This window comes from Cupriavidus sp. 207A1 (assembly GCF_057798955.1).
On record NZ_JBYOJO010000006.1, the window covers coordinates 207773 to 222223 of the forward strand.

Here is a 14451-nt window from a genome sequence, read left to right on the forward strand (position 1 = left end):
ACAATAACAACCACCTTGCTGACACGATGCCGTTCGACAACCTGCCGGTGCTGATCCCCGCCCTGCTCGCACTGGGCGCATTCACCGGCTTCTGCGCCGGCCTGCTCGGCGTGGGCGGCGGCATGATGATGGTGCCGTTCCTGACGCTGCTGTTCACCAGCCTGGGCTTTGCCGGCGAAGCCATCGTCCATACGGCGATCGCCACCTCGATGGGCACCATCCTGTTCACCTCGCTGTCGTCCGTGCGCGCGCACCACAAGCGCGGCGCGGTGCGCTGGCCGATCGTGCTGGCGCTGGCGCCCGGCATCGTGATCGGCGGCATGGTCGGCGGCGGCAAGGTCTTCGCGGCGCTGAAGACCAGCTGGCTGTCGCTGGCGTTCGCAGGCTTCGTCGGCTTCTCGGCGCTGCAGATGCTGCGCAACCGCCGGCCCAAGCCGGGGCGCCAGCTGCCGGGCTTCGCCGGCATGGCCGGCGCGGGCGGCGTGATCGGCTTCCTGTCTAGCCTGGTGGGCGCGGGCGGCGCCTTTGTCTCGGTGCCGTTCATGACCTGGTGCAATGTGCCGATCCACAACGCGGTGGCGACCTCGGCCGCGCTCGGCTTCCCGATCGCCGCGGCCAGCGTGGCGGGTTACATCTGGAGCGGCTGGCACGCCCCCGGGCTGCCGCCCGCCTCGCTCGGCTATCTCTACCTGCCCGCGCTGCTGGTGATCGCCGCGGCCAGCGTGCTGACCGCGCCGCTGGGCGCGCGCACCGCGCACCGCATGGATGTGGGCCAGCTGCGCAAGGTCTTCGCCGTGCTGCTGCTGTGCCTGGCCACGTATATGTTGTGGAAGGCCTGGCAGGCATTCTGACGATCCGCGTCACCCGCACGGGGGAAGCAAGGCCACTCGCGCGACGCCACCGCAACAATCGTTTGCAATGTCGCGGAACGATCGCCCTCGCGGCCACGTCTGATACCCATCACGTTTTGATTGGGAGAACCACATGAAACAATGGCTCGCCGCCACCCTGCTCGGCACCACCGCCGTCGTCGCTTCGGCCCACGGCGGTCCCACGGAAACGCCGTCGGGCGTGCTGTCGCTGACCGCGCAGGCCGTCACCGAGGTGCCGACCGATATCGTGCACCTGACGCTGGCCGCGGAGCAGGAAGGCGCGGAACCGGCCGCGATCTCCTCGGGCCTGTCGACCCGGACCCAGGCCGTCATCACGCAGGCGCGCCGCGTGCAGGGCGTGACCGCCGAATCCGGCGGCTTCACCATCCACCCCAGCACCGACCGCAACGGCCGCATCAGCACCTGGCGCGGGCGCTCCGAGGTCATCCTGAAGTCGCGCGATTTCTCGGCGGTGTCCAAGCTCGCGGGCGAGTTGGCGAGCCAGATGCAGGTGCAGAACATCGCCTTCTCGCTGTCGCGCGAAGCACGCGAGGCCGCCGAGGCCAAGCTCGCCGAGCAGGCCATCGCCTCGTTCCGCACCAAGGCGCAGGCCACCACCAAACTGTTCGGCTACAACAGCTACACCATCCGTGAAGTGAACGTGAACGAGACCGGCATGGTGCCGCCGGTGCCGCGCATGTACGGCGCCGCCAAGGCCATGATGGCCGACGCCGCGGTACCGGTGCCGGTTGAGGGCGGCAAGACCCAGGTCACGGTGTCGGTGAACGGGTCGGTGCAGATGCTGAAGTAAGCTGGCGCTTGCCACCGCCACTGGTAAGGGCTCCCCTCTCCCGCAGGCGGAAGAGGGGAGCAAACCCCCAGCTTTCGCCGGTTCCTCACAGCGCCGCAAACTTCTCCCGCAGCACGTTCTTCTGCACCTTGCCCATGGTGTTGCGCGGCAGCTCGTCCACCACGTGCACGCGCTTGGGCACCTTGAAATTGGCGATGCGGCCCTTGAGCGTGCCGATCAGCGCGCCCTCGTCGATGTCGGCACCGGGCTTGCGCACCACCACCGCCACCACCGCCTCGCCGAAATCCGCGTGCGGCACGCCGATCACGGCGCTCTCGGCCACGCCCGGCATCTCGTCGATAAAGCTCTCGATTTCCTTCGGGTAGACGTTGTAGCCGCCCGAGATGATCAGGTCCTTGCTGCGGCCGACGATGGTCAGGTAGTGGTCCGGCACCGCGCGCTCGCCCGCCTGGCTGACGATGGCGCCGCCGAAGCGGCCGACGTCGCCGGTCTTGAACCAGCCATCGTCGGTGAACTCTTCGCGGGTCTTTTCCGGCATGCGCCAGTAGCCCTGGAACACGTTCGGGCCCTGCACCTCGACGTTGCCGATCTCGCCTGGCGCGCAGCGCTTGCCGTCGCCGTCGACCACGCGCACCGACACCCCCGGCAGCGGCATGCCGACGGTGCCGCCGATGCGCTCGCCCAGCGCCGGGTCATAGGGGTTGGACACCAGCATCACGGTCTCGCTCATGCCGTAGCGTTCCAGGATGGTATGGCCGGTGCGCTCGCGGAAGGCGTCGAAGGTTTCCAGCAGCAGCGGCGCCGAACCCGACACGAACAGGCGCATGCGGCGGCAGGTGTCGTCGTCGAAGCGCGGCTCCTGCAGCATGCGCACGTAGTAGGTCGGCACGCCCATCATCACGGTGCAGCGCGGCAGGAATTTCAGCACTTGCGCCATGTCGAGCCTGGGTGCCCAGATCATCTTGGCGCCGGCCAGCAGCGCGCCATGCGAGGCGACGAACAGGCCGTGCACATGGAAGATCGGCAGCATGTGCAGCAGCACGTCGTCGCTGCGCCAGCCCCAGAACTCGTGCAGCGTCTGCGCATTGGAGGCCAGGTTGCGATGGCTCAGCATCGCGCCCTTGCTGCGGCCGGTGGTGCCCGATGTATAGAGGATGGCGGCGAGGTCATCGTCGGCGCGCGCCACCGTCTCGAAGGTGTCGGCCTTGCCCGCCGCGCGCGACAGCAGCGAGCCGCTGCGATCGTCGTCCAGCGTAAACACATGGTTCACGCCGTGGCGGAACGCCACCTTGGAGACCCAGCCGAAGTTCTTGCTGCTGCAGACCACCACTGACGGCTCGGCATTGCCGACGAAGTAGTCGATCTCGGCCTCCTGGTAGGCCGTGTTCAGCGGCAGGTAGACATAGCCGGCGCGCAGCGTGGCCAGGTACAGGAACAGCGCTTCGGGCGATTTTTCCACCTGCACCGCCACGCGCGCGCCTTCGGGCAGGTGCAGCGAGGCCAGCAGGTTGGCCAGCTTGGCGGTGGCGCGGTCAAGGTCGTCCCAGCTGTAGTACAGGCCGTCGTGCGTCTCGATGCAGCAGGCGGTACGGTCAGCGGGGAAGCGGGATTCGAACAGGGCGAACAGGTTGGCGTTCATGGCAGGGAGCGAACCAAAGACTGAGAAAGCAAAGACAACGAGGATAGGAAGCAGTGCCGTCGGCGCGCCCTACTCCCCGCGAAAATGTGGTGGCCGGCGCGCCAGGAAGGCAGCGACGCCTTCGGCGTGGTCCGCGCCTTCGGCATAGGCGAAATGCGCGTCCAGGTCGGCCGGCGACAGCGGCGCCGGCGACGGCGCCAGCCGATGGATGGTGGCCTTGTTGATGCGCGCTGCGGCGGGCGCGCCGGCGGCGATGCGGCGCACCGTGGCGTCCACCTCCGCGGCCAGCACGGCGGGCTCGACCACGCGGGTCAGCAGGCCTTTTTCGCGCGCCTCCGGGGCATCGAAGACGCGGCCCTCGAGCAGGATCTCCAGCGTCGCGGCGCGACCCGCCAGCGCCAGCAGGCCTTGCAGCTCGCCAGGCGCCATCGGGAAGCCCAGCCGATTGATCGGCACGCCGAAGCGGCTGTCCGAAGCGGCGATGCGCAGGTCGCAATGGCAGGCGATTTCCAGCCCGCCGCCCACGCACACGCCTTCGATCATCGCCACGGTGGGATGCGTGCATTGCGCCACCGCCGCCAGCGCGGGCGCGATGGTGGCCATGTGGTAGTGGCGCACGGCGGCCTCGTCGCCGCGCTCGGCGGGAAACTCGGCAATGTCGGCGCCGGCGGCAAAGTTGCCGTCGGCACCACGCACCACCACGCAGCGCAGCGAGTTATCCGCCGACAGGCGCGCAAACCCCGCCGCCAGCTCGCGCCACATCTGCGCGGAAATGGCGTTGAGCTTGCCCGCGTGCGCAAGCGTCACGGTGGCGGTGGTGCCCTGCGCGGCAAATCGCACGGTGCCGCTCATGGGCGCATCCCCCGGCTTCGGATCGGCATGGGCATGGCGTCAGTCCATCTTGGCGCCGGACTGCTGCACCACCTGGGCCCAGCGGCGGATCTCGGCGTGCTGGAACTGGCCGAACTGCTCCGGCGTGAACGCCGGCGTTTCCGAGCCGTTGTTCAGCCAGACCTGCTTCAGCTCCGGCGTGTTCAGCGCCTTCTCGGTCTCGGCGTAGAGGCGGTCGACAATGTCTTTCGGCGTGCCCTTGGGCACCCACATCGCGTACCACGTCGATACCTCGTAGTTGGGCACCCCAGCCTCGGCCGCGGTCGGCACGTTGGGGAAGGCGGGCGAGCGCTTGTTCGACGCCACCGCCAGCGCCTTGATGCGGCCCGCGCGGATATGCTGCGCCGACGAGCCGAGCCCGTCGAACATCAGGTCGACCTGGCCCGCGATCAGGTCGGACAGTGCCGGGCCGGCGCCCTTGTACGGGATATGGGTGATGAAGGTCTTGGTCTGGATCTTGAACAGCTCGCCCGCCAGGTGATGCGACGAGCCGTTGCCGGCCGAGCCGTAGTTGAGCTTGCCGGGGTTGGCGCGGGCGTAGGCGATCAGCTCCTGCAGCGTATTGGCCTTGACGCGGTTGGGATTGACCACCACCACCTGCGGCGGCTGCGCGATCACCGTGACCGGAATGAAGTCCTTCTCGATGTCGTAGTCCAGCTTCTTGTAGAACGACGGCGCGATGGCGTGGTGGGCGCCGCCGATAAACACGGTGTAGCCGTCCGGCGCGGCCTTGGACGCGAGGCTGGCGCCGACCGTGCCGCCGGCGCCGCCGCGGTTGTCGATCACGAACTGCTTGCCCAGCTGCTTGGACAGCTGCGCGGTGAGCGGGCGCGCGAAGGCGTCGGTGCCGCCGCCGGCGGGGAACGGCACGATCACGGTGACCGGCTTGGACGGCCAGGTATCGGCGTGCGCGGGGGCGGGGGCGGCAAGCATGGCGCCGGCACCGATGCCGGCCACGCCAAGGACCAGGCCCGCTGCGCGCGCGCAGGCGGCCAGGCTGAACTGACGACGATTCATCTTTGTCTCCTCTCTCTTCTGGAAAGTCAATCTGATGGCCGCGCGCGCCCGCATGGGCACTGCGCGGCTGGCTTTGCTTCTACGACATGGCTCCCGACAAAACGTCGCGGCGCGCCAGGCGCCGCGGGTGCAAGGGCAAGGACAATCCCCGTGACCGGACCAGGATCACAGCAGCTTGCCGACGCTGCGGCTGATGCGCGGGTTGCCTGCGCCCAGGCGTGCCAGATTGTCATCCAGCGCCTCGGGTACGTAAAGGTAATTGACCATCATGCCGCAGCTCTGGCTGCGGCCCTTGCGCGACAGGTCGGCGCCCCAGTTGAGCCGTTCCACGCAGGCGCCGTTGCCGAGGTGGAAACGCGCCACCGGGTCGGCCGGCATCGACTGGTTGCGTTCGCGCACCAGGAAATGCGCGGCCAGGGTCAGCGCGGTGTCGCGCACCACGGCATCGGCGGCATCCGGCGCCAGCGCCTCCAGCCAGGCCGCGCCGTCGGCGGGCGCGCTGCCGTGGCGTTCGCTCCAGCGCGCCAGCCGCTTGTCGCCCAGCACGCGCGCCACGGCCTCGCCGTCCTGCTTGCGCAGCCAGTCGGCGAACCCGGGAATCGGCGACAGCGTGGCGAACTGCTTCACCTTGGGGAATTCGCGCTGCACTTCCTCGATCACGCGCTTGAGCAGGAAGTTGCCGAAGCTGACGCCGCGCAGCCCCGCCTGCGTGTTGCTGATCGAATAGAAGATCGCCCACTTGACGCGGCGCAGGTCTTCCAGCGGCGCGGCTTCGTCCAGCAGGGTATGGACGTCGGCGGCCATCTCGGGGGCAAAGGCCACCTCGACGAAGATCAGCGGCTCGCGCGGGATGCGCGGGTGGAAGAAGGCGTAGCAGCGGCGGTCGGAATCGAGCCGGTTGCGCAGGTCGGTCCACGAGGCGATCTCGTGCACGGCCTCGTAGCGGATCAGCTTTTCCAGCAGCGACGCGGGCGAGTCCCAGGTGATCGGCTGCAGCTCGAGCAGGCCGACGTCGAACCAGTTCGAGAACAAGCCCTCGAGGTCGTCGTCGAGCGGGCGCAGCCCGGGCATGCGGCGCTGCCAGCGCAGCATGTCGGCGCGCAGCTGGATCAGGAAATGCAACCCGCAGGCGCTGTTGCCGCGCTGGCCATGCAGCGCGGCCAGCCGCTTGAAGAAACGGATGCGCGCGTTGGACTGGGCCTGGCCCGCGCGCGCGCCCTTGTCGCCATCGGCCGCGGCCTCTTCGCTGCCGTTGCTGGCCACTTCGGCCAGCACCGCCAGCATGCCGCGCCGCGTGGCCTCGCCGGCGGCTTCGTATTCGGCCTGCCAGGCCTGCGCGGCGGCATTGGCGGCGCCGTCGGTCAGGCGCGCATCGAAGCACAGGCGCAGTTGCTCGCGCTGGCGGCGCACCACCCGCGCCGGCAGCGGCGCCTCGCCATCGGCCGGCGTGGCGGCCCTGGCATCGCCATTGGCCTTGGCGTCGGCCTCGCCCTTGCGCCCCCACCAGCGGCCCAGCCGCGACAGGATATTGGAGCTGGACGGCTCGTTCTCGCCCAGCGGCGCGCTGATCTTCTGGTCACCCGTATCGAAGGAGTTCATGCGGTACCTGCCTTTGATGCATCGATGTGAACGTGGGGGAAACTGTGGCTGGCGTGGCGGTGTGCGGGAGTCAGTCTTCGGCGCCCGCCACGCGCAAGGCCGGCGGGGCGCGCACGGCCGCCTTTACCTCGGCTAGGTCGGTGACGTCCTGCGCCATCGCGGCGCCGCCGGCATCGAGCGCCTGCAGCGCGCCGCGCTGGCGCAGCAAGTGGGTCTTCATCATGGCTTCGGCGCCTTCCGGGTCGCGCGCCTTGAGCGCGGCAAACACGCTCAGGTGCTCGGCGCAGGATTCGTGGATCCGCCCCGGCAGCTTGAGGCTCTTGTGGCGCGACAGCCGCAGCACCTTGCGCAGGTCGCTGATCAGCCCGCTCAGCCAGCGGTTGCCCGCCAGCCGCTGGATCGCTTCATGGATCTGGGCGTTGGTCTCGTAGTAGGCGTCGATATCGCCGGCCTGGGCATAGCGCGCCAGGTCGGCGTGCAGGCCGTCGAGCGCGTCGAGGTCGGCGCGGGTGGCGTTGCGCGCGGCCTCATAGGCGCAACGCCCTTCGAGCAGCGCCATCAGCGGGAAGATCTCGTCGAGGTCCTGCTCGGACAGTTCATTGACGAAACAGCCACGGCGCGGCTCCAGCCGCACCAGGCCTTCGGCGGCAAGCACCTTGAGCGCCTCGCGCAGCGGCGTACGCGAGATGCCCAGCGTTTCGGCCATCGCGCTTTCGTCGATCCATGCGCCCGGCACCAGCGTATGCGCGTCGATCATGGCGCGCAGCCGGTCTGCCACTTCCAGGTACAGCGCCTGCTGGACGATGCGCATGCCATCTCCTGTATCGCACGGAGAATCCAATGGCGTGTGCATCGGATCCCATAATTCATAATTATGGATTAGGGCGCGAACGATACAAGGACTTTCGATGGTGCACCGCAAGGTCGTGCGTGCAGGTCCAGCGGGAAATGATGTGGTGAGGTGCGGCGGGCGTCCCTTGCCTCCCCGCAAGGAAACGCCCGCGCCTGAAAAGAACTGCCGAACTGCGTGATTCATCGCTGGCGGATACGAATGCATCCGTCGCGTGGGTCCATGGATTGACCTGGCGCTGGCCCCGCGCCACCCCTGTTGCAAACGCGCCAAAGCGCGTGGATTTTCCCGTGCCCTTTGATCCGTGCAGCGCGGCTAGCGTAACTCTCGACCCGAAGAGCCGTACTCCCCCCTGGCACTGCCGTTGGCGGCTGTGGCTCGCCGCTCATCTTGTAACAGTGATATTAGCGATTTACGTGCCAGTCGGGCTAAGCCCTTGATTTTATGGATGGCACCGAACCGCAACTTGTTACAGGATGAGATCAGTGTAACAGAATGTTTCCAAAGTGTTACGAGGGTTTTCCATGGTGAGGACGATACGGCATGGGCTGGCGGCACGCGGCCATACAAATTGTGCCGTCGGCGGTATTTATCGATGTCAGAATGTGAGGCCGTCGCCGCAATCGCCTTGCCTGGCATCGTTGCGTTTTTGAAACAGGCGCCGGCCGCCGCGGATATCCCCCGCCGGTTTCCTGTAGCCATCGCACATCACTCTGGAGGTCATGCCATGCAAGCTGGCAGCAGCGATTTCACCCTGGCCGCCAACCCGGCCGAACCGGCATCGCCCGCCGGCCCTGGCGCCGCCGCGCTGCGGCCGCTGGGCCTGAGCTTCACCGGGTCGGGCTCGGAATATTTCCGAATCTGGATCGTCAATGCGCTGCTGACCATCGTCACCCTGGGCATCTATTCCGCCTGGGCCAAGGTGCGCACGCTGCAGTACTTCTACCGCAATACGCGGCTGGACGGCGCCAGCTTCGACTATCACGGCAAGCCGTCGGCAATCCTGAAAGGCCGGGCCATCGTGTTCGGGCTGGTGCTGGCGTTCCAGTTCGCGTCGACCTTCTCGCCGTTCCTGGCGCTGGCGATGCTGCTGGTGCTGCTGGCGGTGTTTCCGTTGCTGCTGGTGCGTTCGCTGCGCTTCCGCATGGCCAACTCCAGCTACCGCGGCCTGCGCTTCGGCTTCACCGGCGGCGATGCCGAGGCCTACCGGGTGTTCGTACTGTGGCCGCTGGCCGCGGTGGCCACGCTGGGCTTGCTGGGACCGCTGGCGCACCAGCGCTTCAAGCGCTACCAGCACAACCACACCCGCTTCGGCACGGCACCGTTCGGCTTCCACGCCGGCGCGGGCGATTTCTACCGGGCCTACCTGCGCGCCTTCGGCGTGGTGCTGGCGGGCACGCTGGTGATGGCCGCGGCCGGCTTCCTGATGGCGCCGGGGATCGGCAATTTCGGCGCGGCGGCGCTGCTTGGCTTCGGCATCGCCGGCTTCTACCTGGGCATGCTGTCGGTCAGCCCCTACCTGATGGCGCGGCTGCAGAATGTGGTGTGGAGCCACACCACGCTGGCGCCGCACGCGTTCCGCAGCCAGGTCAGCGCCGCGCGCATGGTCTTTATCTTTGTCACCAACCTGATTGCGATCGCCCTGACGCTCGGCCTGTTCCTGCCGTTCGCGCGCGTGCGCGCCACGCGCTACCGGCTGCAATGCGTGACCATGCTCGCGGCCGGTCCGCTCGACAGCTTCGTCGCCGGCGAAGCGCAGCAGGTGGGCGCGCTGGGCGACGCGGCGGTAGACTGGTACGACATCGACATCGCGCTCTGACGCGCCATGATCCCGGTCACCTTCTTCGACGGCCGCTCGTCGCGCGCGCATCCTGCCACGCTGGCCGTGGAGGCGCAGCAGGCCGTGCTGCGCGACGCAGACGGCACCGAATTGCGGCGCGCGCCGCTGTCGCAGCTGCGCGTGTCGGAGCGCGTGCGCCGCGCGCCGCGGCTGGTCACCTTCGTCGACGGCGCCTTCTGCGAGGTCACCGACCATGCCGCCTTCGACCGATTGCTGGCCTCCACCGGCCACCGCGACGGCCTGGTGACGCGCGCGCAGAACAGCTGGCGCCTCGCTGGCCTGGCCGTGGCGGCGCTGGTGGCGGTGCTGGTGCTGGGCTACTACGTCTTGCTGCCGTGGGGAGCCGGCATGATGGCACGCGCGGTGCCGGCCGAACTGGAGGCCCGGCTCGGCCAGCTGACGCTGGAGAGCCTGGACCACGGCATGCTCGCGCCGACGCAGTTGCCGGCCGCCGAGCAGGCCCGCATCCGTGCCGGCTTCGCGGCGCTGCGGCGCCCGCGCGACGCCGCGCACGACTACCAGGTGGTGTTCCGCCAGGGCGGCGAAATCGGTGCCAATGCGCTGGCCCTGCCGGGGGGCATCATCATCGTCACCGACGAGCTGGTCGGCCTGGCGGGCAGCGGCGCCGGCCTGATGGGCGTGCTGGCCCACGAGGCGGGCCACGTGGCGCGCCGCCACGGGCTGCAGCAAGTGATCCAGGGCTCGGCCCTGGCCGCGCTGTCGGCCTACCTGTTCGGCGATATCTCGTCGGTGCTGGCGGGCGTGCCGGCCGCCATGCTGACCTTGCGCTATTCGCGCGACCACGAGCGCGAGGCCGACGCCTATGCCATCGACGTGATGCAGCGCAACGGCCTGCCGCCGGCGGCGCTGGCCGACGTGCTGGTCGCGCTGGAGCAGCGCGAGGGCAAGCCCGACGAAGCGCAGGCCGGGCGTGGCGAAGACTTCCTGTCGACGCACCCGCACACGCAGGCGCGCATCGACGCGCTGCGCCGTGCCGGCCGCTAGCGCGCGCTGGGCAGGCGGGGCTCAGGCCGCCGGCTGCGGCGCGCCGGCGCCGGGCTGGCGGCGGTAGGCCCAGATCACCATGGCGATGCCCGCCAGGATCATCGGCAGGCTCAGCCACTGGCCCATCGACAGCTTCAGCGCCAGCAGGCCCAGGAAGGTGTCGGGCTCGCGCGCGAATTCCGCGGCGAAGCGGAACGCGCCATAGCCGATCAGAAACACGCCCGAGACCGCGCCCATCGGCCGCGGCTTGCGCGCGAACAGCCACAGGATGACGAACAGCGCCACGCCCTCGCCGGCAAACTGGTAGAGCTGCGACGGATGGCGCGGGATGTTGTCGCCGGCCTGCGGGAAGATCATGCCCCACGGCAGGTCGGTGGCGCGCCCCCACAGCTCGCCGTTGATGAAGTTGCCAATGCGTCCGGCAGCCAGCCCGCAGGGAATCATCGGCGCGATGAAGTCGGTCACTTCCATCCAGTGGCGCCGGCGCAGCCGGCCGAACAGCCACATCGCCACCACCACGCCAAGGAAGCCGCCATGGAAGGCCATGCCGCCCTCCCACACCTTGAAGATCTCGATCGGATGCGCCAGGTAGTACGTCGGCTTGTAGAACAGCACGTAGCCCAGTCGCCCGCCCAGGATCACGCCCAGCACGCCGAAGAACAGCATGTCGTCCAGGTCGCGCGTGGTCCAGCCCTTGGCGGCGATATGCGGCTGGCGGATGCGCAGGCGCCCGAACCACAGGAACATGACGAACCCGGCCAGGTACATCAGCCCGTACCAGCGGATCGCAAGCGGGCCCAGGTGGATGGCAACCGGGTCGAACTGGGGATGAATCAGCATGTTGGCGTGAATGGTGGTTATGGGGCAGCGGCGGCGCCGGCCGTGCGGCGCCAGGTATGACGCGCGGGTGCGGCGAAGGTTGCACGGCAATGCCAACGCGTGGCCCGCGCACGCATCGTAGCCCGTAATGATGTCACAAATCCCCGCGGCGCCCCGCGAGGCGGACGCCGCGGGCGGCGCACTCCGGCGCCCCAACAATCCATTTGACACGCCAAAACGCACGCGTCATTCTTGCCCCATCACAGCGCCCGCCGCGCGCGCGCGGCGGCATAGAACAAGGATTCCGGAGACCCCAACCATGGCATTCAACAAGCGCTCCCGGCACATCACGCAAGGCGTGGCGCGCTCCCCCAACCGCTCGATGTACTACGCGCTCGGCTACCAGAAGGAGGACTTCGACAAGCCGATGGTGGGCATCGCCAACGGGCATTCGACCATCACGCCGTGCAATGCCGGCCTGCAGCGCCTGGCCGATGCGGCCATCGACGCGATCCGGGCCGCCGGCGCCAACCCGCAGGTGTTCGGCACCCCGACCATCTCCGACGGCATGTCGATGGGCACCGAGGGCATGAAGTACTCCCTGATCTCGCGCGAGGTCATCGCCGACTGCATCGAGACCGCGGCCCAGGGCCAGTGGATGGACGGCGTGGTGGTGATCGGCGGCTGCGACAAGAACATGCCGGGCGGCATGATCGCGCTGGCGCGCACCAACGTGCCGGGCATCTACGTCTACGGCGGAACCATCAAGCCCGGCCACTGGAAGGGCAAGGACCTGACCATCGTGTCGTCGTTCGAGGCGGTCGGCGAGTTCACCGCCGGGCGCATGAGCGAGGAAGACTTCGAAGGGGTGGAACGGAACGCCTGCCCGTCCACCGGCTCGTGCGGCGGCATGTACACCGCCAACACCATGAGCAGCTCGTTCGAGGCGCTGGGAATGTCGCTGCTCTACTCGTCGACCATGGCCAACCCGGACCAGGAAAAGGTCGACAGCGCCGCTGAATCGGCGCGCGTGCTGGTCGAGGCCGTCAAGCGCGACCTCAAGCCGCGCGACATCATCACGCGCGAGTCGATCGAGAACGCGGTGGCGCTGATCATGGCCACTGGCGGCTCCACCAACGCGGTGCTGCACTACCTGGCGATCGCGCATGCCGCCGAGGTGGAATGGACCATCGACGACTTCGAGCGCATCCGCCGCAAGGTGCCGGTACTCTGCAACCTCAAGCCGTCGGGCCAGTACGTGGCAACCGACCTGCACCGCGCCGGCGGCATCCCGCAGGTGATGAAGATCCTGCTCAAGGCCGGACTGCTGCACGGCGACTGCATCACCATCACCGGCCGCACCCTGGCCGAGGAACTCGAGCACGTGCCCGACGCCCCGCGCGCCGACCAGGACGTGATCCTGCCGATCGAGCGCGCGCTCTACGCCGAGGGCCACCTGGCCATCCTCAAGGGCAACCTCGCCGAGGAAGGCGCGGTCGCCAAGATCACCGGCCTGAAGAACCCGGTCATCACCGGCCCGGCGCGCGTGTTCGAGGACGAGCAGAGCGCGATGGACGCGATCCTGGCCGACCGCATCAACCCCGGCGACATCCTGGTGCTGCGCTACCTCGGCCCCAAGGGCGGCCCCGGCATGCCGGAAATGCTGGCGCCGACCTCGGCCATCATCGGCAAGGGCCTGGGCGAGTCGGTCGGCTTTATCACCGACGGCCGCTTCTCGGGCGGCACCTGGGGCATGGTGGTCGGCCACGTCGCGCCGGAGGCGTACGTCGGCGGCACCATCGCGCTGGTGCAGGAGGGCGACTCGATCACCATCGACGCGCACCAGTTGCTGCTGCAGCTGAACGTAGCGGACGAAGAACTGGCCCGGCGCCGCGCCAGCTGGAAGGCACCGGCGCCGCGCTATACGCGCGGGGTGCTGGCGAAGTTCGCGCGGCTCGCATCGACGGCGAGCAAGGGGGCGGTGACGGACTGAGAGCGGTCCGGTGGATGGCAAAAAGCCTGCGATCCCTCGCAGGCTTTTTCGTTTGCAGAGCGCTTGCAGTACCGTCGCCCCTGGCAGGCGCCCGCCTCTCCCGCAAGCGGGAGAGGGGAGAAAACCCTCAATCCTCCCCCGGCGCCTTCTCCATTTCCTCCAGCGTCGCGTCCAGCCACTCGACCAGCCGCGCCTCCAGCGACTGCGTCAGCTCGCTGGCCAGCTGCGCCGTCAGCGGCGCGAGCCGCGACTGCAGCGTGGCTTCGGTGTGGGCAGCGACCACCTGCGGCCATTCGGTGCGAAAGCGCATCATCACGCGGCTCAGCAGCTCGGTGCGCACCGCGCGCAGGTCGTCGTCGCCGGTGCCGGTGGCGGCGTCCGTCTGCACGGCGGGCTGGGCCGGCACGATCGCGTCGTCCAGCGCGGCGTCGCCGGTGTCACCCACCTGCATCACCATGCCGGCATCGTCCATGCCGAAGGTGTCGATCACCCCGTCGTCCGCCGCGGCGCCCGCCTGCGCCGGCGCTTCGGTGTCGGCTTCAGTGTCGGCTTCGGTGTCGACATCCGGCAGGTCGACCACCTCGGTCAGCAGCGGGATGCTGTCGTGCGGTTCCGGCCGCGGGATCACCCGCGAGGTGGTGCGTTCGCTCATGCGGCGTCTCCCTTGGGCTGGCCGATGTCGTGGTGCGTCAGCGGATACCCGCGTTCGCGGTAGAAGCGGTAGCGCTGGCGGCCGGCTTCGCGCGCGGCATCGCCGGCGCCGACCACCTCGATCAGCCGCTCGAAGCTGGCGAACTGCGCCGGGGCTTCGTCAGCCAGGTTGATCAGCAGCTGGTGGTGCGGCACGCCCTCGGTGGTGGCGGCCAGCAGGATCGGCGTGACCGCCGCGTTGGGGCTTTCCAGCCCGCAATGCGGCAGGAAGTCCAGCGGGGAGAAGGTCCACAGGCGCGCGTCGAGGTCAGCCAGCTGCGCCGGGGCGCCGTGGATCACCACCTTCTGCCCGGCGCCGTAGGCCTTGCGGACCAGCCGGCAGACATAGCCGAGCACGTCCGGCACGTTGCTATGGAAGTCGATGCGCGTCATGGACGGTTGCCGCTCCTGCTCCGTTGCGCCGC

The 14451-nt window shown here is 68.8% G+C and carries 13 protein-coding genes; 5 read left to right on the forward strand and 8 right to left on the reverse strand.

The window, feature by feature from the left end:
• Positions 1–26 precede the first annotated feature (26 nt).
• Positions 27–851: a sulfite exporter TauE/SafE family protein gene (locus AC3FMM_RS13320; RefSeq protein ID WP_488686811.1), complete on the forward strand. Its 825-nt coding sequence runs from the start codon at positions 27–29 to the stop codon at positions 849–851.
• Positions 852–984: 133 nt separating this feature from the next.
• The gene (locus AC3FMM_RS13325) at positions 985–1683 is read left to right on the forward strand and encodes an SIMPL domain-containing protein (RefSeq protein ID WP_116312988.1); all 699 of its coding nucleotides are present in this window, start codon (positions 985–987) and stop codon (positions 1681–1683) included.
• A gap of 85 nt (positions 1684–1768) precedes the next feature.
• Here AC3FMM_RS13325 and AC3FMM_RS13330 read toward each other — a convergent pair whose 3' ends face one another.
• The 5 genes from AC3FMM_RS13330 to AC3FMM_RS13350 all read right to left on the reverse strand — a co-directional run bounded on the left by AC3FMM_RS13330 (position 1769) and on the right by AC3FMM_RS13350 (position 7640).
• A complete protein-coding gene (locus AC3FMM_RS13330; protein WP_115680985.1) occupies positions 1769–3322 on the reverse strand; it encodes a malonate--CoA ligase in 1554 nt (517 codons plus the stop codon).
• A 69-nt stretch (positions 3323–3391) separates the two neighbouring features.
• Entirely contained in the window at positions 3392–4174 is a 783-nt protein-coding gene (locus AC3FMM_RS13335) for an enoyl-CoA hydratase/isomerase family protein (protein ID WP_488686812.1), read from the reverse strand.
• 39 nt (positions 4175–4213) lie between these two features.
• Positions 4214–5230 carry a Bug family tripartite tricarboxylate transporter substrate binding protein gene (locus AC3FMM_RS13340; RefSeq protein WP_488686813.1) on the reverse strand — a complete coding sequence of 339 codons (1017 nt, stop codon included), beginning with the start codon at positions 5228–5230 and terminating at the stop codon, positions 4214–4216.
• Between the two features lie 165 nt (positions 5231–5395).
• Positions 5396–6829 carry a malonyl-CoA decarboxylase domain-containing protein gene (locus AC3FMM_RS13345; RefSeq protein WP_115710597.1) on the reverse strand — a complete coding sequence of 478 codons (1434 nt, stop codon included), beginning with the start codon at positions 6827–6829 and terminating at the stop codon, positions 5396–5398.
• A gap of 70 nt (positions 6830–6899) precedes the next feature.
• A complete protein-coding gene (locus AC3FMM_RS13350) occupies positions 6900–7640 on the reverse strand; it encodes a GntR family transcriptional regulator (protein ID WP_488686814.1) in 741 nt (246 codons plus the stop codon).
• Positions 7641–8406: 766 nt separating this feature from the next.
• On the opposite strand from AC3FMM_RS13350, the gene AC3FMM_RS13355 reads away from it, so the two are divergent.
• On the forward strand, positions 8407–9498 hold the full coding sequence (locus AC3FMM_RS13355; protein ID WP_488686815.1) for a YjgN family protein: 1092 nt from the start codon (positions 8407–8409) through the stop codon (positions 9496–9498).
• A gap of 6 nt (positions 9499–9504) precedes the next feature.
• The gene (locus tag AC3FMM_RS13360; protein ID WP_115680991.1) at positions 9505–10524 is read left to right on the forward strand and encodes a M48 family metallopeptidase; all 1020 of its coding nucleotides are present in this window, start codon (positions 9505–9507) and stop codon (positions 10522–10524) included.
• A 21-nt stretch (positions 10525–10545) separates the two neighbouring features.
• Here the strand turns inward: AC3FMM_RS13360 and lgt are convergent, their stop codons facing one another.
• Entirely contained in the window at positions 10546–11364 is an 819-nt protein-coding gene (gene lgt, locus AC3FMM_RS13365; RefSeq protein ID WP_115680992.1) for a prolipoprotein diacylglyceryl transferase, read from the reverse strand.
• A gap of 298 nt (positions 11365–11662) precedes the next feature.
• Here lgt and ilvD point away from each other — a divergent pair, with 298 nt between their 5' ends.
• Complete coding sequence (gene ilvD, locus AC3FMM_RS13370; RefSeq protein ID WP_116312993.1) at positions 11663–13336, forward strand: dihydroxy-acid dehydratase; 1674 nt, start codon at positions 11663–11665, stop codon at positions 13334–13336.
• A gap of 127 nt (positions 13337–13463) precedes the next feature.
• On the opposite strand, the gene AC3FMM_RS13375 is transcribed toward ilvD, so the two are convergent.
• Together AC3FMM_RS13375 and AC3FMM_RS13380 are read right to left on the reverse strand one after the other, a co-directional pair.
• Positions 13464–13988, reverse strand: a complete 525-nt coding sequence (locus AC3FMM_RS13375; protein ID WP_116312994.1) for a hypothetical protein — start codon at positions 13986–13988, stop codon at positions 13464–13466.
• Complete coding sequence (locus AC3FMM_RS13380) at positions 13985–14419, reverse strand: DNA polymerase III subunit chi (protein ID WP_115680995.1); 435 nt, start codon at positions 14417–14419, stop codon at positions 13985–13987. The genes AC3FMM_RS13375 and AC3FMM_RS13380 overlap by 4 nt, the downstream gene beginning before the upstream one ends.
• Positions 14420–14451 lie beyond the last annotated feature (32 nt).

Coding starts and splice junctions, on each gene's coding strand:
- AC3FMM_RS13320 (WP_488686811.1), top strand. CDS start 27: ATGCCGTTCGACAACCTGCCGGTGCTGATCCCCGCCCTGCTCGCACTG.
- ilvD (WP_116312993.1), top strand. CDS start 11,663: ATGGCATTCAACAAGCGCTCCCGGCACATCACGCAAGGCGTGGCGCGC.
- AC3FMM_RS13330 (WP_115680985.1), bottom strand. CDS start 3,322: ATGAACGCCAACCTGTTCGCCCTGTTCGAATCCCGCTTCCCCGCTGAC.
- AC3FMM_RS13375 (WP_116312994.1), bottom strand. CDS start 13,988: ATGAGCGAACGCACCACCTCGCGGGTGATCCCGCGGCCGGAACCGCAC.
- AC3FMM_RS13345 (WP_115710597.1), bottom strand. CDS start 6,829: ATGAACTCCTTCGATACGGGTGACCAGAAGATCAGCGCGCCGCTGGGC.
- AC3FMM_RS13355 (WP_488686815.1), top strand. CDS start 8,407: ATGCAAGCTGGCAGCAGCGATTTCACCCTGGCCGCCAACCCGGCCGAA.
- lgt (WP_115680992.1), bottom strand. CDS start 11,364: ATGCTGATTCATCCCCAGTTCGACCCGGTTGCCATCCACCTGGGCCCG.
- AC3FMM_RS13340 (WP_488686813.1), bottom strand. CDS start 5,230: ATGAATCGTCGTCAGTTCAGCCTGGCCGCCTGCGCGCGCGCAGCGGGC.
- AC3FMM_RS13380 (WP_115680995.1), bottom strand. CDS start 14,419: ATGACGCGCATCGACTTCCATAGCAACGTGCCGGACGTGCTCGGCTAT.
- AC3FMM_RS13350 (WP_488686814.1), bottom strand. CDS start 7,640: ATGCGCATCGTCCAGCAGGCGCTGTACCTGGAAGTGGCAGACCGGCTG.
- AC3FMM_RS13335 (WP_488686812.1), bottom strand. CDS start 4,174: ATGAGCGGCACCGTGCGATTTGCCGCGCAGGGCACCACCGCCACCGTG.
- AC3FMM_RS13325 (WP_116312988.1), top strand. CDS start 985: ATGAAACAATGGCTCGCCGCCACCCTGCTCGGCACCACCGCCGTCGTC.
- AC3FMM_RS13360 (WP_115680991.1), top strand. CDS start 9,505: ATGATCCCGGTCACCTTCTTCGACGGCCGCTCGTCGCGCGCGCATCCT.